This is a genomic window from Bacillus sp. FSL L8-0152 (genome assembly GCF_038006365.1).
GTDB lineage: Bacteria > Bacillota > Bacilli > Bacillales > Bacillaceae_G > Bacillus_A > Bacillus_A cereus.
In genome coordinates this window covers 277,962-302,073 of record NZ_JBBOVB010000002.1, presented here as the reverse complement: position 1 = coordinate 302,073, position 24,112 = coordinate 277,962, and the positions used below count along the sequence as shown (strand labels likewise).

The window sequence follows — 24,112 nt, the reverse complement described above, 5'->3', positions numbered from 1 at the left end:
GTAACTATGGTTGAACGAATAGCGAATAAAGATAAAGTAATTGCCGCAAATGAACGAATAAAGGAAAGAGAATTTTGGTTAGAAAACTTATCAGGGGAACTGGCTGACTGCCATTTCCCTTATGATTACCGGACATCAAACAAACAGGTGAATTTATCAAATGTTAGCATAAAACTAAAAGAGGAATTGTCTGAGAAGATTTTAAAGTTAGCAAATGGATCAGATCTTCAATTGCACATGATTCTTACTGCTGGACTTACTTTACTGTTAAATAAATATACTAGATTGCAAGATATATGCATTGGTACACCTGTTTTAAAACAAGACAGTGATACTAACCTTATTAATACTTTGTTAGTTTTAAGACATGGTCTTGAGGAACATATGACATTTAGACAAATTCTCCAGCAAATTAGTACAGTAATGGCTAATGCTTTAGAACATCAAAATTTCCCATTGGAAAGTTTACAACCGGTTTTGAGTAACTACCTTCCAGAGGGGCGTAATTATCCATTCCGTACTGCAATTTTGCTAGAGGAAATTCAAGATTTAAATTATTTAAGTGAGAGCAATGCTGAGATTATATTCTCTTTCCGTCAAGTAAATGGGTGTATAGAAGGTGGTATATATTTTAATGAGCATCTATACAAAACATCTACTGTTACGCGATTTGGTCATCATTTTATAGACTTGTTAGAGCAAGCTTTACTACAACCGAATACACCACATATAGAGTTAGATTGGGCTAGTGATAATGACGTAAGAGATTTAATTACATTTAATCAAACTGAGTTAGATTACCCGCATCATTTAACGGTAATACAGTTATTTGAAGAACAAGTCATGCATAATCCAAATAAGCTTGCTGTTTCTGATGACAAAAGAGAAATAACATACTCTCAATTAAAAGAAAAGGTAGATCTGGTTGCCAGTTCTCTACATAAAAAAGGAATTGGAAAAGGACACATTGTTGGCCTTATGATGAATCGATCAATTGATGCAGTAATTGCATTGCTAGGTATTTTAAAAAGTGGGGCTGCTTATTTACCTATTAACATATATTTGCCGTATAAACGGATAGAGGCAATGCTAAAAGAATGTAAATCTCCACTTTGTATAGTAAAACCAGAAGTTATTAGTGAAGATTTTACAAGGGAAATCCAGGATTGTAGTATGGTAAGTTTTAATGAACTACTTGAAACAGAATTGGTTAGTTTCCCTTCAGTAAGTACACCTTACGATTTGGCATATGTTATTTTTACTTCTGGAACAACAGGTAATCCTAAAGGAATTATGGTTGAAAATCGTAGTGTTGTAAATTTAATATTCGGGTTAAAAAATGAAATATATGATAAATATAGTTCCTCTATGCGAATCGGGTTAGTTTCACCTTTTGAGTTTGACGCTTCAGTACAAAACATGTTCGGTGCGCTTCTATTAGGAAATAGTTTATTTATAGTACCTGAGGAAGCAAGAACTGATGGGCAGGAGTTAATTAATTTTTATCAAGAAAAGCAAATAAATATTGCTGATGGAACGCCGATGCATCTTCGATTATTAACTAATTTTATAGATGAAGAGGTAGAATATTCATTTAAACATTTTATTATTGCTGGAGAGGAATTACCACCGAAATTAGCACAGAAGTTCCTTGGTTTATTTAATAAAAACTGCCGACCAAATTTAACAAATGCTTATGGACCTACAGAGACAACTGTAGATTCTACATGTTATCATGTTCAGCACGCTGAGTTAGAATTTATGAATCAATTACCAATAGGAAGACCTCTAGCTAATCAAAAAGTTTATATTATGGGTGATAATCAACAATTACAACCCGTTGGAATTCCTGGGGAATTGTGTATTTCAGGAGAAGGATTAGCAAGAGGTTATTTAAATCAACCTAAGTTAACTATGGAGAAATTTGTTCCTATACAAATCAACAAAGAGGGTTCTTCTATTATAGATGACAAGGTATATCGTACTGGAGATTTGGCACGCTGGTTACCAGATGGAAATCTTGAATATTTAGGCCGTATGGATGATCAAGTCAAAATTCGTGGATTACGAATTGAATTGGGAGAAATAGAAAAGCAGCTATTACGATATCCTGAAATTGGTGAAGCTATTGTAATTACACGTAAAAAAGAGGGAGAAGATGCTCCGGTTTTATGTGCATATGTTGTTATGAATTCTTCAGCTAAAGTAGAAGAGGTACGCCAATTCCTTAGAGAGTATTTACCTTTTTATATGATTCCTGCATACATCATCCCGATTGAGCAGTTTCCAATCTCATCAAACGGTAAAATAGATCGGAAAGCTCTTCCAGATCCAATTTGGGAGCAATCCACAGCTTTATTTATTGAACCATGTAATGAAATTGAACAAATGCTCTCTGAGATATGGAAAGTAGTACTTGGAATAGAGAAAATAGGTGTGAATGATAACTTTTTCGAATTAGGAGGTAATTCATTACAAATTACTTCTGTAGTTTCACACATATATAAACGTTTAGGTGTAGATGTACCTATACGTGAAATGTTTCAAAGGCCTACAATTATGCTATTAGCGGAGTATATAGAGAAATATGAAGGGAAGGAAAATTATTCTCAAATTGAGATCGTACCTGATAGAGAATTTTATCAAGCTTCTTCTTCACAAAAAAGATTATATATATTAAACCGCTTTGCTGGAATAGGAACTGCCTACAATATACCAGGTGCAATGTTAATAGAAGGTGAGTTTGATTTTATAAAGGCAGAACAATGTGTCAAAGAATTAGTAGAACGTCATGAATCATTAAGAACTTCATTCCAATTTATTAAAGGTGAACCAGTTCAATTTATTCATGATAGTTTAGATATTAGAATTGAACATTTATATAAATCTGATAGATCAACAATTGAAGAGCTAATACAGGAATTTGTTCGTCCTTTTCAGTTAGATAGGGCTCCACTTATGCGCGTCGGTTTAATGAAATTAGAATTCAATCAATATCTGTTACTATTTGATCTTCATCACATAATAGCAGATGGAGTATCTTTAGCGAAGTTAGAAAAAGAGTTTATAGATTTATATTCAGGCAAAACCTTAGAGCCTATTAAAATACAATACAAAGATTATGCCAATTGGCAAACCAACCGTTTACATGATGAAGGGCTGAAAGAAATTGAAGAGTATTGGGTAGAGAAGTTTAAAGGTGAGTTACCAATTCTTATGTTCCCAACCGATAAGCCACGTGGGCTAAATCAAACTTTTAAAGGTGATAGATTAGTATTCCATTTAACACCTGAACTTTCTAATAAATTAAAATCCTTTGCGGATGAAAGAGAAGCTACTTTATATATGGTACTTCTTTCGTCACTAAATATAGTATTGCATGTGTATACGCAACAGGAAGATATTATAGTAGGCTCTCCAATTGCAGGAAGAATTCATCATGATCTTGAGCCTCTCATAGGTATGTTTGTAAATACTCTACCTATGAGAAATCATCCTAAAGCGGAAAAGACGATAATTCAATTCTTAAATGAAGTAAAAGAAAATGCACTAGAAGCATTTCAATATCAAGAATACCCATTTGATGAGTTAGTAGATAAGTTAGACATGGCTTATCATACTAATCGAAATCCTGTATTTGATGTCATGTTAGTAATGCAGAATATCGGAAGAACATCAGAAAAAATAAAAGATATTACATTTAAATCATACGAAATTAAGCATCAAGCTTCAAAGGTAGATATGAGTATAGAAGTATTTCCGGAAGAAGAGGGTCTGCGATTAGAATTGGAATACGCGACAGGACTATATTATCCGCAAACTATAGAGCGATTTATGATGCATTTTATAAATACGCTAGAGTGGATGGTAGCTAATCCTGAAGCGAAAATTGAAGACGTTAATGTTTTAAGTAAAAGTGAATCCACAAGGATGTTAAATGAACTTAATAATACAAAATTAGATTTTACTCAGGGTAAATTAGTTCATCAATTTTTTGAGGATCAGGTTGAAAATAAACCAGAAGAAATCGCAGTTATTTCAAATGATATACCGTACAGTTATTCGTATATCAATAATCGAGCAAATCAGCTTGCTCGTATTCTTAGACAAAAAGGTGTAGATCAGGAAACTAAAATTGGTATCGTTGTGGAAAGATCCGTAGAAATGATTATAGCTATATTTGCTGCGCTAAAATCTGGAGCTGCATATGTACCAATTGATCCTGAATATCCAAAACGTCGAATGGAACATATTTTAGGGGATTGTAATCCTCAATTTGTACTTACAGAATCTAAATACGTAGGTGAAATTCCATTTGTAGGAGAGATTATTGATTTAAAGCAAGAAAATTTATACGTTGGTGATACAAGTAACCTGGAGGTTACTGGAAAACCAAATAACTTAGCTTATATTTTATATACCTCAGGTTCTACAGGTAGACCAAAAGGAGTCATGATTGAACATTGTAGTATTGTGAATTTCTTATTTTCAATGACTCATTTATATCCTATGGATGAATCAGATACGTATTTACTGAAGACGCCTTATATATTTGATGTATCTGTTTTAGAGTTGTTTGGGTGGACCATAGTAGGTAGTAAATTAGTAATAATGGAAAATGGGGAACATCGAAACCCAAGGGCAATTTTAAGAACTATAGATAAATATGATGTAAAATTATTAAATTTTGTACCGTCTATGTTTAGGGCATTCGTAAATACACTTAATAATGAAAATTGCCAGGTTTTAAATAAAGTAAAGTATATATTACTTGCGGGTGAAGCTTTGACACATGAGGTGGTTAATAAATTTAAAAAGCATCGACTATCGACTCAAATAGAAAATATGTATGGTCCTACTGAGGCGACGGTTATCGCAAGTACATTTTCACTTCAAGAAAGTGAAAACTATAATACTATTCCTATTGGAAAGCCTATTCCGAATGTAAGGCTTTATATACTTAATCAAAAACAGAGACTTCAGCCTATTGGCGCGGTAGGAGAGCTGTATATTGCGGGAGAAGGGCTTGCAAGAGGATATGTAAATCAAATGAGATTAACTGAAGAAAAGTTTTTACCAGACCCATTTGTAAAAGGGGAGAAAATGTACAGGACAGGAGATCTTTCACGCTGGTTACCTGATGGGAATATAGAATTCCTCGGTAGAAATGATGAACAATTAAAAATTAGAGGATATCGAATTGAGCCAGGGGAAATTTTAGATGCTTTATCTTCACATCATGCAATTAAAGAAGCAGTGATAGTAGACATTCAAGATGAAGATGGGCAGAAAAAACTTGTAGCTTATTTCGTAGCAAAATCACCTGTATCCATTTCTGATTTGAAATTGCATCTTGCGAAATTAGTTCCGAGTTATATGATACCTACTTTCTTTATTGAAGTTGAAAACATACCATTAACACCAAGTGGAAAGGTTGATCGACATTCCTTACCTTCACCTAGATCTTTACCTAAGAATGAGGAGGAGAGTATGATGTCTCCTAGTAATGAGTTAGAATCTCGTTTGGTTGAAATATGGAAAAGTATATTGAAGATTGAAGCTGTCGGTGTAGAGGATGATTTCTTTGACTTAGGAGGAAATTCTCTACTAGCTATTGAGCTTGATCTTGCTTTAGAAAACGAGAATCTTAATACGGACGACTTAGTCGCATATACAAAACGCAATATTAAACAACTAGCTGCTTATATAGCAGAAAAGAAAAATAATTAGTATTACTTCATATTGTAAACACGACTTTTAAGAGTTTAAATTTACACTTGCTATACTGTGGGATTAAAGGAGCTTTCCCTCTTAGCTTTCTAGAATGTTAGTGTTTATTCTGGTGACTATGAGTTAGGGAATTCTCCTCCCTATTATAGAATGATTAAAATAAAAAAGTGATTCGAGAAATAAGATTCTTTATATGAAATGCGTTAATAATAATTGATAGCTTTTTAAAGAATATATACATATCTCTGTCAACTTAGTATAGAGAAATAACCAAATTACAATAGTTTTTCCTGTTGGTAAAAATATAGAGGTGAGTAAATGGGAAATTATACTTCTTCAATCTTATATGATGTAGAGCCTTGTAAGAGTTCTGAACAGAATTGTATTGATGATGTAATTGCTACGTTAGCTAATTGGTTTAAGCGTAAACATTATTTAATGTACGCTAGATTATGGGATTTTGGTTTTTCTCCTGTCGATAATGGAAATCTAGGGGATGGTTTATATACAGAGTCTGGTTATTTTGTAAGTGATTTAGAAAAATATCATGGTATAAAAAGTACTATATTTGATACAGATTCATCCGATGAAGGATTTGAAATTATATTAGAACAATTATACTCGGGATTTCCTGTGGTGGTAACCATGAATGCATACTGGCTTCCTTGGGATGATAATTATCTAAAAAATCATATTGTTCATTCATTTGTTATTGTAGGATATGAGCCCGAAGAAGACTGTTTAATTATTACCGATCCATATTTTATGGTTAAAAATGCACAACTTTCAACAGAACTTTTTCATAAGGGTTATCAAAAAGTAAGTACTTTAAAAGTTACTGAGGATGAGATCACAGACATTCAATTGATTACAACTGATTTGTCAAATTGGATACAACATATAAAAGATGAAAAACATATTTTTTCACAAATGCACCTTTTTGCTACGAAACTAATAAGTAGGTTTGATTTAAATAAAGAGACAGATGGATATTTAGACTTTAATGATGTCCCGTTATTCTCACATTTAGGTCAAGTTGTAGATGGCCGAGTGAAGTTTTCAAAAATGCTTTCGTTTCTTGGTGAGCGTTATCACTCGGACTTCCAAACTATCGCTGAATCTATGAAGACAGCAGCTGCCAATTGGGGAGTAATTCGTGGATCATTGATAAAAATGCACTTAACAAAATCAGTAACTAAAGAAGGAATAGTAAACATTTCAGATAAAATTCACCATGCTGCAGAATACGAGCAAAATTTAGCTGAACAAATAATGACATTTCTTTTTTCTGTTATAGAAGGTAATACAAAGAATGTAATTATAGATTCTTCTCCATCGATGGAGACTACTAATTATGTAAAACCACTCGATGATATGGAGAGAAAGCTAGTTGATATATGGAAAGAAGTTATAGGTAATCCTTGTATTGGTGTGGAAGATAATTTTTTCGCACTTGGTGGTCATTCCCTTCATGCTACTGTAATCAACGCTAAAATATGGAAAGAATTTAACGTACAATTATCATTGGCAAATCTTTTTGAGTATCCAACAATAAGCACTTTAAGTCATTTTATTAAAAATTCAAAAGAAAATAGGTTGCAAGATATAGAAATAGTACCGGAATCTGAGGTATACCCGGTTTCATCGACTCAAAAAAGAATGATGTTATTACAAGAGATGGATGGGGCACAGATGACATACAATGTACCAAGTTGTTTTATTCTTAAAGGAACGGTGGACCGGAAAAGGATAGAATTAGTCTTTGAAAAGCTTATTAAACGCCATGAAATACTCAGAACACAGTTTGAGTGGCAGGGGGATCAGTTAGTACAGAGAGTATTAGAACAGGTAACATTTGAGCTAGAAATGATAAAGGGAGAGTATAAAAAATGGTTACAACCATTTAATCTTTCTAAGGTTCCGTTAATGCGGGCTGGACTAAAGGAGTTAAAAGATCATAGTTATTTACTTGTAATTGACCTTCATCACATCATAACAGATGGCGTGTCTTTAAGTATCTTTATGCATGATTTTAAGGCCCTATATGCTGGGGAAACATTGCCGGAAAATCGTTTGCAATATAAAGATTATGCTGTGTGGGAACAAAAATTATTATCTTCTAAAGAATTTGATATCCATGAGAAATACTGGGAAGAATTATTCTCAGGGGATATACCAGTTCTTGAATTACCATATGATCGAGGTCGACCACCTGTAAAGAGTTTTGAGGGTGAACAATATAATTTCCAAGTAAACAAGGAAATTACTCGAAAAATAAAAAAAATAGCACTAGAAACTGATACGACACCTTTTATGTTACTTATGGCTACCTTCACTATTTTTCTGTACAAGCATGGGGAACAAAAGGATGTCATTATAGGATCACCAGTTGCAGGTAGGTCGCATGCTGATCTGTTACCTCTTATGGGGCTGTTTGTAAATACAATTGCATTACGTTATCAAATAAATCCAGATCAATCTTTTATTAATCACTTGAAAAAAGTGAAAAACGATACGTTAGAAGCTTTCGAACATCAGGTGTATCCATTTGATCAGTTAGTGGAAAAATTAGATCTTTCTAGAGACTTAAGCCGAAGTGCTTTATTTGATGTCATGTTTGTATTACAAAATTCTGATGAAAAACATACAGTTGTGGATGGATTAGAAATTAGCACGGAAACAAACACAGATACACTAACAAGTAAGTTTGATTTAACTCTTATTGCTGAAGAAAATAAAGATATATATGAATTCACTTTTGAATATGCTACATCTTTATTTGATAAATCAACAATAGTAGAATTTGGACGGCGATTTAACCTTCTATTAGAAGAAATAACAATTCATCCTAATGTTAGTCTAAAAGATATTCAAATGTTAACAAGTGAGGAAAAAGAACTTGTTTTATCTGCGACTCAGGAGAAAGAAAAAATAAAAATAGAGACTGATTTTAATTGGGATATAGGTTAATTGATTTCCCAGGTCTCAGAAGGAGTAATTACATGGATAATCATGAAAAAATACGTCAATACATTAAAAAAAATCTTATTATTTTTAATGCAGAGGAAACTATTGTTGCTAATGATGAAAACATATTTGAAAAAGGTTATGTAAATTCGCTCTTTGCTATGCAAATGTTAAATTTCATAGAAACGGAGTTTGATATAGTAGTAGATAATGATGAACTTGATATTATAAACTTTTCTACTATTAATAATATGGTTGATCTAATTAACAAAAAGAAGAATGGGAATTTCACAGTATGAGTAATGCAGAAGAGATTCTGGGAGTAGTTGATGAGTTTGCGGAAAAGAAGCTTCGGCCTCGAGCAAGTGAGTTTGAAAGTAATGAAGAGCTTCCCTATGATGTGATACAAGAAATCTCAAGTTATGGTGTATTGGGTGCAACGATACCAAAAGAATATGGTGGGCTTTCTCTTGATTCTTTAGATTATGGTCGTCTTACTGAAATCATTGGTAAAGCTTGTAATTCGGTTCGTGAATTACTTACAGTTCATGTATCTTTAGTAGGGGAGTCAATTAAAAGGTGGGGGACTGAAGAGCAAAAGAGAAAATGGTTACCTGAGATGGCAAAGGGGAACCTATTATTTTCATTTGCCCTAACTGAGCCGGAGGTTGGTTCTGATGCAAAAGCGGTTGGAACTTCCTATAAACAAGTTAATGATCATTTTATTCTTAATGGGCACAAAAAATGGATTTCTTTTGCTGACATTGCGGATTGTTTTTTAGTTTTTGCGTCTAGTGAGGGAAAAGTTAGCGCTTTTATTGTTGAACGGTCAATGACGGGTGTTTCTACAAATAAAATGAGTAAACTGTTAGCAAGTAATTCCTCGCATATAGCTGAGATTCATTTGCAAGATGTAAAGGTACCAGCTGAAAATTTGTTAGGACCAATTGGGGGTGGATGGAGTTATGTAGTTAACACAGCCCTTGATCATGGTAGATATAGTATTGCCTGGGCGGGAGTAGCCATTGCTCAAGAAGCACTAGAAGCAATGGTAGCTTATTCAAGAAGAAGAAAACAAGGAAATAAATATATATGTGAATATGAAGCAATTCAAACAATTTTAGCAGAAGCAAGTGTAAATATAAAAGCAGCTCGTTCGTTATGCCAAGAGGCTGGGAAAAAGCGTCAGGATAGACATACTGATGCTGTAATTGAAACAACCATTGCAAAATATTTTGCCTCAAAGATGGCTATGAAGGTAGCCACAGACGCTGTCCAAGTGTTTGGTGGAAACGGGTTTTCAAGAGAATATCCTGTTGAGCGTTTATTTAGGGAAGCAAAGGTTTTAGAAATTATTGAAGGTACCTCGCAGGTACTTCAGCCAATTATTGCGCAGCATGCACTTCACACTTGTTCTCAAAAGGGAGGACTTTTAAGAATATGATTTATGAATTGGTAAAAGAAAAGGATGAATTCAAACAAATATCTCCACTTCTCGTTGAGTATAAGAACCATCCAATACTTAATGGTATAGCTCATGGTTACAATAAGGGACATATTTATGTGGATAATCCTAATAACCCTAGATGTGCACTTGTATGGGCAGAACAAGAAATTTTTTATTTATTAGGTGATCCTACAAGTAATTTTGTTTCAAGTCTACCAACTTTTATTAAAGAAGTAATTGCACCTGAGGCTCAGCAGATAGGGGATGACTTTTTTCAGGTTGAATTATTACCCGAATCAAAATGGAAACAGGTTGTCGAGGAACAATTGCAAATGTTTATTCCTAAACCTTACACTCGAGTAACATTTACTTTTGATCCGGAGTCTTATAATAAGTTATCTAAACCTAATATGCCTGATGAGGTAACGGTGGAACGTATTACAATCGACATGTTATCAGATAAAAAGTTCGCAATGGTACGGGATGATATTGTTGATTTTTGGGAGTCAACTCAGGATTTCATTCGAAATGGATTTGGTTATGTAGTAATGGTACATGAACAAGTTGTAACTAGCTGCTTATCGGTTTTTGCGACAGATACTGATGTGGAAATTGGAATTAACACTTATGATTTATTCCAGCGAGGTAAAGGGTATGCTTGGTTGGCTGCAAGAGCATTCTTGGATGACTGTTTAAAACAAGGAAGAACACCACATTGGAAGACAGAGGATTTTCGTATTCCATCTATTAAACTAGCGGGAAAAGTTGGATTCACAAATCTTCAAACCTATACAGCTTATGTGTTTCCTTATAACGAATTAGATAATTTCGTTTTTACCGCATACCATCAACTAAGATACTATTCAGATTTTAATAAAGCTAGTGAGTTTGTACAAAAAGCTCGTACTGTAGGAGATTTAAATGCATGGCATCACTTTTTACTTTCATGTGGTTATTCATTAATTGATAGAATCGATCTTTCGTTAAAGCATATGAATCTTGCACTGGATTTAGGATGGAATGATGTATCAGATATTCGCTATGTAGTTGATTTAGTGAATTTAAGAAAAACTGAAGAGGGACAAGCTTTATTAGATAGAGTTGAAGATAGCTTAAGATGAAAAAAAGGGAGATAAAAAAATGAATATTGTATTTATGTTTCCTGGCGTAGGATCCCATTATTCTGGAATGGGTAAGTACCTTTATGAAAACTTCCCTGTAGCACGTGAGATATTTGAAGAAGCAAGTGACACTCTAAAAATAGACATGGCTTCCCTTTGTATGGAGAAGATATACAAAGCTGACCTTGAAAAGTTACAAAATTCACAGACTGCGTTAGTAACAACTAGCATGGCAGCTTTTCGAGTTTTTGAACAGGAAATAGGCAATAAACCAGAGGTAATGATTGGATATTCTTTGGGAGAATATACAGCTCTATGTGCTTCTGGAGCAATTGCATTTTCAGATACCTTAAAATTAGTACAAGAACGTAGTACGATTTTGAGTAACTATGCATTGACTATAGATGGAACTATGGCATGGGTTAACAATCTTGCTCCAGAAATTGTTGAAGGTATTTGTTCAGAATTGTTAACCAAGGGACAGGAAGTATATATATCGGCTTATGACACTCCAAATAAAACATCAATTTCTGGTACAAACTCTGCGGTTCAGTTAGCTTGTGAAATGGTAGTAGAGCATGGGGGAATTGCAATCCCCCTTAAATTAAGTGGACCATTTCATTCTCCTATGATGCAACCTGCTGCTGAAAAATATAAGAGTGTACTAGAAAATATAGATATGAAACAGCCATTAGTACCTGTCATAGCGAATCATGATAGTTCAATGTATAAAGGTATAGAAAATATAAGAGAAAACCTTTACTTACAATTAATAAAGCCTGTGAAATGGTTGGACATGATTCACTATCTAATGAATCAAGGGTCTATGAAAGCTATTGAAATGGGACCAAAGGAAGTCTTGAAGTATCTTCTGCAAGCTATTAACCCTGCTATATCGACATGTAATTATGAAAGGGAGAAAGATATCCTAAGTACAAAAAATTCTTTTACATTACAAGAATCTGATTATGAAGAAGTTATATCAGGGTGTTTAACTGTAGTTGTAAGTACAAAAAATTATAATACAGATTTAAGTGATTATCAGAAAAAGGTAGTACTCCCATTTCAAAAGGTCCAAAGTCAATTGGAAGAAAAAATTAATTCGGGGTATTCAGTGGAGAAAAGTGATGTAGAAGAAGCAATCCAAATGATGAAAACAGCACTTACTGAAAAACAGATTAAAGAGAGAGAACAAAAACGTTACCTGCAAAGAGTTCTTCAATGTAAAAGTTTTTAGATATAAATTATAAATATATTAAGGGAGCGATGATGGATAAATGTTCAAGAAAATTGGTATTGTAGGTGCTGGAACAATGGGGATCGGCATGGCAGTAGATTTAGTGCTGCATGGTCTAGAAACGGTATTAATTGATGTTACAGAAGAGCAGTTAGAAATAGCGGAAGAGAAAATATTAGAGACAGTTCGCTTTGCTCCTCTAATTAATAAAGCATTTCCTAGAATGCATAAGGAAGAAGTACTTTCGTTAATAAGTAGCTCTACTAATCTTGATGAAGTGGCTGAATGTGATTATATAGTAGAAAATGTTCCAGAAAACTGGCAAATTAAAGAGCCGATCTATAGAAGATTAGATGAGATATGTAAAAAGGATACAATTTTCGGAGTCAATACGTCTTGTATCTCAATAACAAAAGTAGGAGGAGTAACAAAGCGTCCAGATAAAATAATAGGAATGCATTTTATGAATCCGGTATATATGAAACCATCTATAGAAGTTATTAGAGGATATTTAACTTCAGATGAAACGGTCACGAAGGCTCAAGCTTTCCTAAAACAATTAGATAAAGATGCAATAGTTGTTAATGATCAGACTGGTTTTGTTTCTAACCGTATCTCCCACTTATTCATGAATGAATCAGCTTGGGTTGTAATGGATGGTGTAGCAACACCTAAACAGGTAGACGATATATTTAAAAAATGCTTTGGACACACAATGGGTCCATTAGAAACAGCAGATTTAATTGGGTTAGATACAGTATTACATTCATTAAATGTACTTTATGAGGAATATCAAGATCCAAAGTTTAGATGTTGTCCATTACTTAAAAAGATGGTGGATGCAGGTGAATGTGGTAGAAAGAGTGGTAAAGGTTTTTACGCTTATTAAAATTAAAAATTACAAATAGGGGTGTATAAAATGCAAGATAAAAATTTAGAACAAATTATTCATATGTATATTCAAGATCATGTAGGTATTGAATTTAATGATGATACTGAGATTTTTGAAGAAGGATTAGTTAATTCTTTATTTGCAATCCAATTGATGACTTTTCTTGAAAAAGAATTTGCCATAAAGGTAACTATGGATGACTTAGATATGGATAACTATAAGTCTGTAAATTCTATTGGTAATTTTATAAGAAATAAGCAAATGGTTCGGTAATGGACATGAAACAATACTTAGAGCCATCTCAATATAAAATGTATCAGAATTTTTTGGATTTTGTTTGTGAATATATAGAACCTCATGCTAATAGTTGGGAGATTGAACAAGGCATTCCGTCAGACATAATAAAGACTTGTGCTAAAAATGGTTATTTAGGTGGAACGCTTCCAGCGGAGTATGGTGGATTAGAATGGGATTATATAACGTATGGGTTATTTACTGAAGCCATAGCAAGAGGTAGTGTCTCTCTTTCGGGATTATTTAATGTCCATACGATGGTAACAGAAACGATTTTAAAATGGGGAACAGAAAATCAAAAAAATCATTGGTTACCATTACTTGCATCTGGTAATCAAATAGCTGCATTAGCTCTTACTGAACCTGGAGCAGGATCAGATTTAAATATGATTAAAACGAACTTCGATCAACACGGGGATAAATTAATACTTAATGGAGTGAAGAAGTGGATCACTTTTGGTGCAGCTGCTGATGTGTTTTTGGTATTTGGAAAACTAAATGGAGAACAACCAATTGCCTGTTTAGTACCAAAAGATAGTGTGGGAGTAAATGTTACTCATATAAGAGACATGCTTGGATTTAAAGCTGCATATTTGGCAGAAATTGAATTCAATAATGTAGAAATACCTTTAGAAAATATCATTGGTAGACCAGGATTTGCTTTTACTTACCTTGCACCGTATGCTTTAGAATTTGGACGTATTTCAATTGCCTTTGCTGCTCTTGGTGTATTACGTACTTGTTTAGAAATCTGTGGGAATCATGTATTACATAGAAGCGCATTTGGTAACTCTCTAATTGATCATGGCATGATTTCACATATGGTTACGGATATGGGAGTAGATTTAGAAGCTTCTATACTCCTTAGTTTAGAAGCTTGTAAGGCCAAAAATGAACATCGAGCTGATGCTACTGAAAAGATTATGATTGCAAAATATTTTGCATCGCGCTCAGGTACAAGGCATTCTACGAATGCTGTACAGATTATGGGAGCACTTGGTTGTAATGATAATTATTCAATATCAAGGTGTTTTAGAGATTCTAAAACAATGGAGATCGTTGAGGGGAGTAATCAGATTCATCAGCTATTACTTGGTAAGGGATTTGCTAAAAAAGCAAAACGCGCCATTGAAAAAATACCTGTAACTAAAGGAGTGATACAACCCGGATGAGTACATGTATACAGAAGCTGTTTGAAGAACAAGTAGTCCGTACGCCAGATGAGGTTGCTGTTATTTTTAAAAAGGAAACATTAACCTATAAGGAATTAAATGAAAAAAGTAACCAATTGGCTCGTCTTTTACGTGAAGGTGGAGTTGGACCAGATACAGTTGTAGGTATTATGGTAGAGCGATCTATCGAAATGGTTGTCGGAATTTTCGGGATATTAAAAGCGGGCGGAGCATATCTGCCGCTTTCCCCAAATCATCCATCATCACGATTACAATTCATTATAGAAGATAGCGGTGCTAAATTAATACTGACGCAAAAGCAAATCCTACATCGTTTTCAAGATAGTTTGAAAGTTGATATGTTGGCTTTAGATTCGATTTCCTATGAAGGAAAGAGTGAAAATCTAGAGTGTATTAACAAACCCTCTGATCTTGTGTATGTAATATACACTTCCGGTTCAACCGGGAAACCTAAAGGTGTTATGATTGAGCATTTGGCCTTAATAAATCGAATTGAGTGGATGCAAGAGGCTTATCCAATTAGTTCAAAGGATACTATTTTACAAAAGACCCCTTATACATTTGATGTATCCGTATGGGAGATGTTCTGGTGGGCCATAGTTGGAGCCAGAGTATGTATTCTTGCGCCAGGGATGGAGAAGTTTCCACAGGCCATTATTGAGACAACTGAAAGTAATGACGTGACAATTATGCATTTTGTACCATCTATGTTAAGTGCATTTTTACACTATCTTGATGTGACAGGTGAAACTAACCGAATAAAATCGTTGAAACAAGTATTTGTTAGTGGTGAGGCATTACTGTCTCAACATGTAAACCGTTTTAACAAGCTACTAAATTTCTTTAATGGTACACTTCTCACTAATCTGTACGGACCTACTGAAGCAACCATTGATGTGACTGCTTATGATTGTCCGACACAAGAGATTACAGAAGGGAGCGTTCCAATAGGGCGACCAATTAGGAATATTGAGATGTTTGTTGTTGATAAATATGGTAATAAACTTCCGGAAGGTCATATAGGAGAATTATGTATCTCAGGTATAGGATTAGCACGTGGATATGTAAATAGGCCGCAATTAACGGCAGAAAAGTTTGTACAATATTCCCTTGATACCCGTATATATAAAACCGGTGACTTAGCTTTAATAAGATCGGATGGGAATATTGAGTTTCATGGAAGGATTGATTTTCAAGTTAAAGTTAATGGGCTTCGTATTGAGTTAGGGGAAATAGAATCGTGTTTAATGTCTTGTGAAGGAGTTTTACAATGTGCGGTAATTGTAAGACAAGAATCTGAGATGGTAGTTAAGTTAATAGCTTTCTATGAGTCAGAAAATGATATTGAGTTAGAGAAGTTAAAAAAATATCTTCGCTTATTTTTACCAGATTATATGATACCTAACCGTTTTGTACGTGTAAATGAAATGCCATTAACGGATAGCGGAAAGATAGATAGAAAAGCACTTGCCTTATTAGGTTCCGATAAATATTCACACCATACCCCACTTGTAGGAGGTTCTGTTAATGAGGAAAGCAGTAAAGATTCATAAAGAAGATATTGAAGATGTAATCGCCCTTACACCAGTGCAGGAAGGTATTCTTTATCATTATTTGAAAGAACCCGAAGGAAAGCTATATCATGAAGAACTTCGACTTTGCTTAACTGGAAAAATTAATATTCCAAAGTTTGAAGAGGCGTGGAATTATGTGACGCGGGAAAATGAAATGCTACGTACAATTTTTCGATGGGAAAAAGTTAAACAACCTGTACAACTTATACTAAAAAAGCATACTCCGAAGATTATATATAGTGATGGTAAAGTCTCTAATAATACAGAAAGCTTTGATTTACAAACAGTTCCCTTTTCTATCGAACTGTGCCATTTGAACGAAGGCGAATATGAAATGGTTTTACGTCATCATCATATTTTGTTTGATGGTTGGAGTAATAGTATTATTTTACAAGAGTTTATTAAGGTATATCGAGAGTTAATAAAGGGAGAGGTACCATCATCTATAAATAAAAAGAAATTTAAAGAATATATACTATGGCAACAAAAACAAGATAAATCAAAACAAAAGCTTTTTTGGGAACAATATTTAAATGAATTAACTGAACAAATAAATTTATCCAATAAGAATTCTAATGAACTAAAAAAAGCAAAAACATATGTAAAAGAGATAGATAAAGAGCGAAGTGATAGATTCCGAAGTTTTGCAAGTAATCAAGGTGTAACATTGGCTACATTATTTTATACAGCCTGGGGTCTATTATTACAAAGATACAAAAATTCAGAGGACGTAATATTCGGTACAACAGTATCTGGTCGTTCAATTCCAATGCATGGTCTGAGTGAAATGGTAGGTTTATTTATAAATACACCACCACTTCGTGTAAGTGCTGATGGGAGAATGACTGTTTCAGATCTTTTACAAAGAATTCAAAGTGATGTCCAAAGAAGAACTGAATATGAAACGACTCCAATTGTTGATTTAAACGTGTCATTTGACACTATTATGGTAGTTGAGAATTACCCTCTTGATATAGAAAAGCTGAAAGAAATTGATGAAGGTGTAAGAATTTCAGGTTATGAAGTAAATGAAATGACCAACTATGATTTAACTGTCTCAATAGAGTGTTTCGATTCTATTAAACTTGCAATGATGTGGCCTGAAGATGTATTTGATGAATCCATTATTACCAGTATAACTAATCATTTTATAAAGCTATTAGATTCAATGCTCTTAGATGAAGGACAACCAATACAAACTCTTAAAATGTTAGATAAGGCAGAAGAAAAGTTATTACTTCAAGGTGGTCAAAATCAAAGTGCTACATTCCCACACACAACACTTCATCAATTAATTGAGATGCAAGCTGAAAAGCATCCTGAAAGAGTGGCACTTACATTTGAGAATAGTGAGATGACTTATGGAGAGTTGAATGAGCGTGCGGATAAATTGGCATTTGCTCTTCTAAAGGAAGGTGTAACTTTAGATTCTCCAGTAGCTGTAATGTTGGATTACTCATTTAATATGATTATCTCTCTACTTGGTATTTTAAAGGCAGGTGGGGCTTATGTTCCAATTGATCCTGATTATCCTCAGGAACGAATTGATTTTATTCTTCAAGATAGTGGTTCAAATGTAATAATAACCTCAAATTTATTTGAGGATAAAGTTAAATTTGATAGCACAATGCTTTTTATTGAAGAACTCAATGAGACACCTATGCAAGATTTCGAGAGAGTAGATGTTGCCCCAAATAATTTAGCATATGTTATTTATACTTCTGGAACAACAGGACGTCCTAAAGGGGTTATGATTGAACATAGTAATGTAATACAACTTGTCATGCATCAACCAAATAGTTTTAAATTCTCTAGTGATGATGTGTGGTTACTATTTCATTCTTTCTGTTTTGATATGTCAGTTTGGGAGATATTTGGATCACTTACTTATGGTGGACGTCTTGTACTGGCAACAAAAGAAACAATCCGTGATACGTATAAACTTGCCCAGTTGATTGCAGATGAGGGAGTAACGGTATTGAATCAAACTCCATCTGCATTCTATGTTTTTCAACAAGTAGTTGAAGAGATGCCTAAACTTGCTTTTAAAATTAGGTTAATTACATTTGGAGGGGAAATGCTGAAGCCAGGTTTACTGCAAAGTTGGTTTAAGCGTTCACCTAATACGGTCATAGTAAATATGTATGGAATAACTGAGACGACAGTACATGTTACTTATAAGGAAATTGGAGAAAAAGAAATGCACAGTAATCTTAGTGCTATAGGCGTGCCTCTTCCTACGTATTCGTGCTATGTATTTGACAAACATATGAATCCTACACCTAAGGGAATGCAAGGGGAACTTTATGTTGGAGGATATGGAGTTGCGCGGGGATATCTAAATCGTCCTGAACTAAACAGTGAACGTTTTATACAGAATCCTTATAATCCAAGTGAAAGATTATATAGATCAGGAGATTTAGTCCGTATTCTTGAAAATGGCGAAATGGAGTATATAGGTCGTAGTGATCATCAAGTGAAGATACGTGGTTATCGAATTGAAACAGGAGAAATAGAACATCATTTACAACAGCATGCGGATGTGAAGGAAGCGGTAGTTTTATCTATTGCTTTTGGAGAGGAACAAGAACTGTGTGCTTATATACTAACTGATCAAGATATATCTCAAAATGAATTACGTTATTATCTTACTGACAAAATACCTTCGTATATGATACCTATGTATTTTGTACTTTTAAGTGAAATGCCATTAACTACGAATGGAAAAGTTAATCGTCGTGCTTTACCTAAGCCTACTAAGTTAGTACAACCAAATGATTTACTAGATGAGCTTGAAACAACGGTAGCTGATGTTTGGAAGGAAGTTTTGGGGGTAGAAAAAGTAGGGTTGTATGATAATTTCTTTGATGTTGGAGGGAACTCCTTAAAAATGGTTCGATTGTTTTCTCGTTTACGAAGCAAGTTTGAAAAAGAACTTACAATGCCTATGTTATTCCGATACCCAACAGTTCATGATCAAGCTTCCTACTTTAGAAGTGATAATGCTATGGAACACCAACCTGAAGAAGTTAAGAAAGAAAATTTTTTATCTATGAATAAAAATGATGTAGCAGTGGTTGGTATGGCGGCTCGTATGCCAGGCGCTTCTAATCTAAAGCAATTCTGGTCAAATTTAGAACAAGGGATAGAATCCATTCGTACATTTACAGATGAAGAACTTAGTGAGATGGGCATACCAAAAGAAGTGATTCAAAAACCTAATTATATAAAATCTAAAGGGTATTTAGAAGATGTAGATGCATTCGATAATGAATTTTTTGATTACAGTCTAAAAGAAGCTGAAATGATGGATCCACAACTGCGAATACTTCATGAATGCGCATGGGAAGCACTAGAACAAGCAGGTGAGGTTAATTCTTCTCATATGAATACAGGAGTTTATGTTGGAGGATCACCAAATTTCCACTGGCTTCGTTCTATTGCTAGTGAATCTTCAAATACATTAGAAGATTTCCAAGCAATGTTGTTAAACGAAAAAGATTTCTTTGCTACTCGATTGGCTTATAAATTAAATCTAAAAGGACCAGCGATTACAGTACAAACAGCTTGTTCTACCTCCTTAGTTGCTATTCAAAACGCATGGGCAGATCTTATTGATGGACGATGCGATATAGCTTTGGCCGGGGGAGTAAGTATAACTTATCCAACAAAAACAGGATATTTATATGAAGATGGTATGATTTTCTCACCAGATGGTCATTGTCGAGCTTTTGATAAGGATGCTCAAGGAACACTGGGTGGAAATGGTGCTGGTATTGTAGTACTGAAAAGGTTAGAGGACGCTCTTCGAGATGGGAATTTAATACATGGAGTTATTAAGGGAGCTGCAGTAAACAATGATGGGTCCAATAAGGCTGGATTTACAGCGCCAGGGGTTGATGGACAAGCTGCTGTTATAAAATCGGCTCATGAAATAGCTGGTGTTAAGCCTGAAGAAATCTCATATATAGAAACTCATGGGACTGGTACGCAACTAGGTGATCCTATAGAAGTAGAAGCATTGAAGTTAGCTTTTGGTAAGCAAGAACCAGGTAGAGTTTTAATTGGATCAGTGAAGACGAACATTGGACATTTAGATGCTGCAGCAGGAGTTGGAGGATTTATAAAGACGGTCTTAGCTTTGAAAAACAAGAAAATTCCGCCGAGCCTTCATTATAATAACCCAAACCCTAGCATTGATTTTGGAAAAAATCCGTTTCGTGTAAATACGGAACTTATCCCATGGAAAGAAGAGGTTAGAAGAGCGGGTGTTAGTTCGTTTGGGATGGGTGGAACTAATGCACATATAGTGTTAGAGTCTGTTCCTGACAATGCTAAGAATTTTGAAAAACAATCTTGGAACTTATTAACTGTTTCAGCAAAAACAGAGGAATCCTTAGATAAAGCTACTAACGATCTATTATTGCATTTGAAGGGGAATCCAGAGATATCACTATCTGATACAGCTTATACATTACAAAAAGGTCGTCGTGAATTTCCATATAGAACTGCTGTAGTTGTTAATGGAATAGAGGATGCCATAGAAAAACTTGGTGATACGGGACTAGAGAAAACAAACGCAATGGAGAGTAGACCTTTAGCCTTTCTTTTTTCAGGGCAAGGATCACAGTATATCAATATGGGTAGAGATTTATATGAAAATGAACCTGTATTTCGTGAACACGTTGATCAAGGTTTAGCCTTACTCTCAAATTGGTTAGATATAGACATGAAAAATATTTTGTATCCTACAAAGGAGACAGAGGATAAAGCAACTGAACAGTTAAATAGAACTTCAATGACGCAACCTCTACTATTCACTATTGAATATGCATTAGCCAAGCTTCTAATGAATTGGGGAGTTTATCCAAGGGTCATGTTTGGCCATAGTATTGGTGAGTTTGTAGCAGCTTGTTTAGCAGAAGTAATGTCTTATGAAGATGCATTACATTTAGTAATGATTAGAGGGAAGTTAATGAATAGCGTATCAGAAGGCGCTATGCTAAGTGTAAATTTATCTGTTGAAGAATTACAAACCTATATAACAGATGATGTAGATATAGCAGCTGTAAATTCCTCTCAACATTCAGTAATTTCTGGTACTGTACTTGCAATCAATAAGATTGAGGAATTACTTTTAAATCATGGAGTAAAGACAACGCGTCTATTTACTTCGCATGCTTTCCATTCTCGAATGATGGATGAAGTTCTAGATGCATTTGAGCAAGCTGTAGGAAGTATAAAATTATCAAGTCCTAAAATACCTTATATATCTAATGTTACAGGTGAAATGATTACACCAAATCAAGCCACATCATCTTCTTATTGGGCACAGCATCTACGAAGTACTGTTCAATTTTCAAAGGGATTATCTGAAATTTTTCATTTGAAAAATGTAATTTGCCTTGAGGTTGGCCCAGGTAATGCATTATCAACTTTTGTATTAAAACATTTAAATAGAAGTAAAGATCAATTGGCTTTAAACATGTTACGTCATCCTCTGGATAAATCAAATGACTTCGAGCATTTATGCAAGCAAATGGGACGGTTATGGATGCAAGGTGGAACTATAAATTGGAATACTTTTAATAACAGTGAGAATAAAAGGTTATTAGATTTACCAACGTATCCTTTCATGAAAAAACGATTTACAGCTGATCCATTTTTTAATACTCAATCTCAGAGTTTAACTCAGGAAACAAGAGGCCATACTAAACAGGCTAATATTAAAGACTGGTTTTATTTGCCGTCTTGGGAGCGCAAAACATTAAAATCTATACAAATAAAGAAAGAACAAAAATATAAATGGCTTATTTTCAATGATCATCTAAATCGATTCAATCAACTGATAGAAAAATTAAAAAGAGAAGGTCATGATGTAATTGAAGTTAAAACAGGTGGTATTTTCTCTGAAAAATCAGACGGTTTATATACGATATGTCCATCTCAAAAAATGCATTATGAAATGCTATTTTCAGAATTAGAACAAAAAGATTTATTACCAAATAAGATTATACATGCTTGGAGCTTTAATCCAGTTAATGAGGTTATTCTCGATCAAGAGAGAATTGAACGATCAATGGATGAAGGATATTATTCGTTACTTTATATTGCACAAGCAATTGGGAAAATTAATTATGAGGGAGCATTACAGTTAAACATTTTTACTGACCGTATGTTTGAAGTTACAGGTACAGAGCTGAACTTAAAGCCAGAGCAAGCTACAATTCTAGGCTTTTCAAAAATATGTAATCTTGAGTTTCAAAATATAAAATGTCGTACCATTGATATGGATACAGATTCTCAACAAATGTTTGAAGAAGCGGGTTTAATGGAGAGTTTTGTGGATTCTACTGATATAGTTGTAGCTTATCGAGGACGTCATCGATGGGCGCAAACGATTATTCAAAGTCCTTTTGAGGAAGAAGATGTAGAAATTGATAGATTACGAGAGGGTGGCGTCTATTTAATTACTGGTGGACTTGGTGGAATTGGATTTGAAATTGCAAAAGATTTAGCTAATAGAGTACCAAATGTCAAACTTATATTGATTGGCCGCTCAGAGTTCCCACCTCGTAATCAATGGGAACAGTACCTAGAAAATAAAGACGAGCGTATAAGCCGAGTTATTTCTGATTTGTTGACAATGGAGTCTCAAGGTGCAGAATACATGATCCTAAGTTCTGATGTTTCCAATCAAGATGATATGAAACAGGCAATTGAAAAGGCTAAATCTCGTTTTGGTTCTATTAATGGTGTAATTCATGCAGCAGGTGTCGCTGATTATCTAGGTATTATGATGAATCGTGAAAAAGAATCTAATAATAAAATTTTAGCTCCGAAAATTAAAGGTACACTAGTACTCGATGCTTTATTAAAAGATGAACCAATTGATTTCTTCGTACTATGTTCATCAATTGGTAATGTGGCGTATCATATGAAATTTGGTCAGAGTGGTTATAATGCAGCGAATGAATTTTTAGATGCATTTGCGTTTTATAAGCGGGCTCATGATGGAGTGTTCACTGTAGCTATTAACTGGCCAGATTGGCAAGAGGTGGGTATGTCACTTAAGTCGGCTGAAATATGGGCAAAGCAATTTAATATGGATATGGAAAGTGTATTACATGATGGTGTAACTGTAGAAGAGGGTTTAAAAGTATTCCGTAGTATTATCAATAGAAATCAACAACAAGTCGTGGTTTCTCCAATAGATTTACATTGGAAAATTTTAAATGGTGCCAACTATTATAATGAACTATTGGAAAAAGGAAGTAAGAATAGATTAAAGCAGAATCGTTCAGATGTTTCCACAACGTATAGACCACCAACTAATGAAATTGAACAACAATTATACGAATTATTAAAAGATATGTTTGGAATCGAAGAAATAGGAATTTACGATAATTTCTTCGATCTAGGAATGAGTTCTTTAGATCTTGTTCGTATTAATGTGAAATTAAAAGAGGCCTTTAAACGAGACTTACCTATAGTTGTTCTTTATGAGCATACGTCAATTAAATCTCTTGCTAAATATTTAAGTAATCAAGAAGTAAATAACAATTTAACAAATAAAAAAGAGTTATTGAAAGCGAAATCGGTTATGAAAAATACATTATCTGCTTTAAAAAGTAGAAAGTAGTAAAGGGAGGGGGAA

11 protein-coding genes are annotated in these 24,112 nt (G+C 34.1%); all 11 read left to right on the top strand.

Features of this window, described 5'->3' with window-relative positions; translation table 11 throughout:
- The first annotated feature begins 6 nt into the window (after positions 1-6).
- The 11 genes from MHH27_RS29645 to MHH27_RS29595 all read left to right on the top strand — a co-directional run bounded on the left by MHH27_RS29645 (position 7) and on the right by MHH27_RS29595 (position 24,097).
- A complete protein-coding gene (locus MHH27_RS29645) occupies positions 7-5,730 on the top strand; it encodes an amino acid adenylation domain-containing protein (RefSeq protein WP_340945270.1) in 5,724 nt (1,907 codons plus the stop codon).
- Between the two features lie 318 nt (positions 5,731-6,048).
- The gene (locus tag MHH27_RS29640; protein ID WP_340945267.1) at positions 6,049-8,700 is read left to right on the top strand and encodes a condensation domain-containing protein; all 2,652 of its coding nucleotides are present in this window, start codon (positions 6,049-6,051) and stop codon (positions 8,698-8,700) included.
- A 32-nt stretch (positions 8,701-8,732) separates the two neighbouring features.
- On the top strand, positions 8,733-8,996 hold the full coding sequence (locus MHH27_RS29635; RefSeq protein ID WP_000368640.1) for an acyl carrier protein: 264 nt from the start codon (positions 8,733-8,735) through the stop codon (positions 8,994-8,996).
- A complete protein-coding gene (locus MHH27_RS29630) occupies positions 8,993-10,141 on the top strand; it encodes an acyl-CoA dehydrogenase family protein (protein WP_000063355.1) in 1,149 nt (382 codons plus the stop codon). The genes MHH27_RS29635 and MHH27_RS29630 overlap by 4 nt, the downstream gene beginning before the upstream one ends.
- Positions 10,138-11,265 carry a GNAT family N-acetyltransferase gene (locus MHH27_RS29625; protein ID WP_340945263.1) on the top strand — a complete coding sequence of 376 codons (1,128 nt, stop codon included), beginning with the start codon at positions 10,138-10,140 and terminating at the stop codon, positions 11,263-11,265. Before MHH27_RS29630 ends, MHH27_RS29625 begins: the two co-directional genes overlap by 4 nt.
- A 19-nt stretch (positions 11,266-11,284) precedes the next feature.
- Positions 11,285-12,502, top strand: a complete 1,218-nt coding sequence (locus MHH27_RS29620; protein ID WP_098251265.1) for an ACP S-malonyltransferase — start codon at positions 11,285-11,287, stop codon at positions 12,500-12,502.
- A 40-nt stretch (positions 12,503-12,542) separates the two neighbouring features.
- A complete protein-coding gene (locus MHH27_RS29615) occupies positions 12,543-13,391 on the top strand; it encodes a 3-hydroxyacyl-CoA dehydrogenase family protein (RefSeq protein ID WP_000473349.1) in 849 nt (282 codons plus the stop codon).
- A gap of 30 nt (positions 13,392-13,421) precedes the next feature.
- Entirely contained in the window at positions 13,422-13,667 is a 246-nt protein-coding gene (locus tag MHH27_RS29610) for an acyl carrier protein (RefSeq protein WP_001152970.1), read from the top strand.
- Positions 13,667-14,860: an acyl-CoA dehydrogenase family protein gene (locus MHH27_RS29605; RefSeq protein WP_098014609.1), complete on the top strand. Its 1,194-nt coding sequence runs from the start codon at positions 13,667-13,669 to the stop codon at positions 14,858-14,860. The genes MHH27_RS29610 and MHH27_RS29605 overlap by 1 nt, the downstream gene beginning before the upstream one ends.
- On the top strand, positions 14,857-16,434 hold the full coding sequence (gene zmaJ, locus MHH27_RS29600; RefSeq protein WP_340945257.1) for a zwittermicin A synthase ZmaJ: 1,578 nt from the start codon (positions 14,857-14,859) through the stop codon (positions 16,432-16,434). The genes MHH27_RS29605 and zmaJ overlap by 4 nt, the downstream gene beginning before the upstream one ends.
- Positions 16,409-24,097 (top strand): non-ribosomal peptide synthetase/type I polyketide synthase, encoded by a 7,689-nt coding sequence (locus MHH27_RS29595; protein ID WP_340945254.1) that lies wholly within the window; start codon positions 16,409-16,411, stop codon positions 24,095-24,097. Before zmaJ ends, MHH27_RS29595 begins: the two co-directional genes overlap by 26 nt.
- The last annotated feature ends 15 nt before the right edge of the window (positions 24,098-24,112 follow it).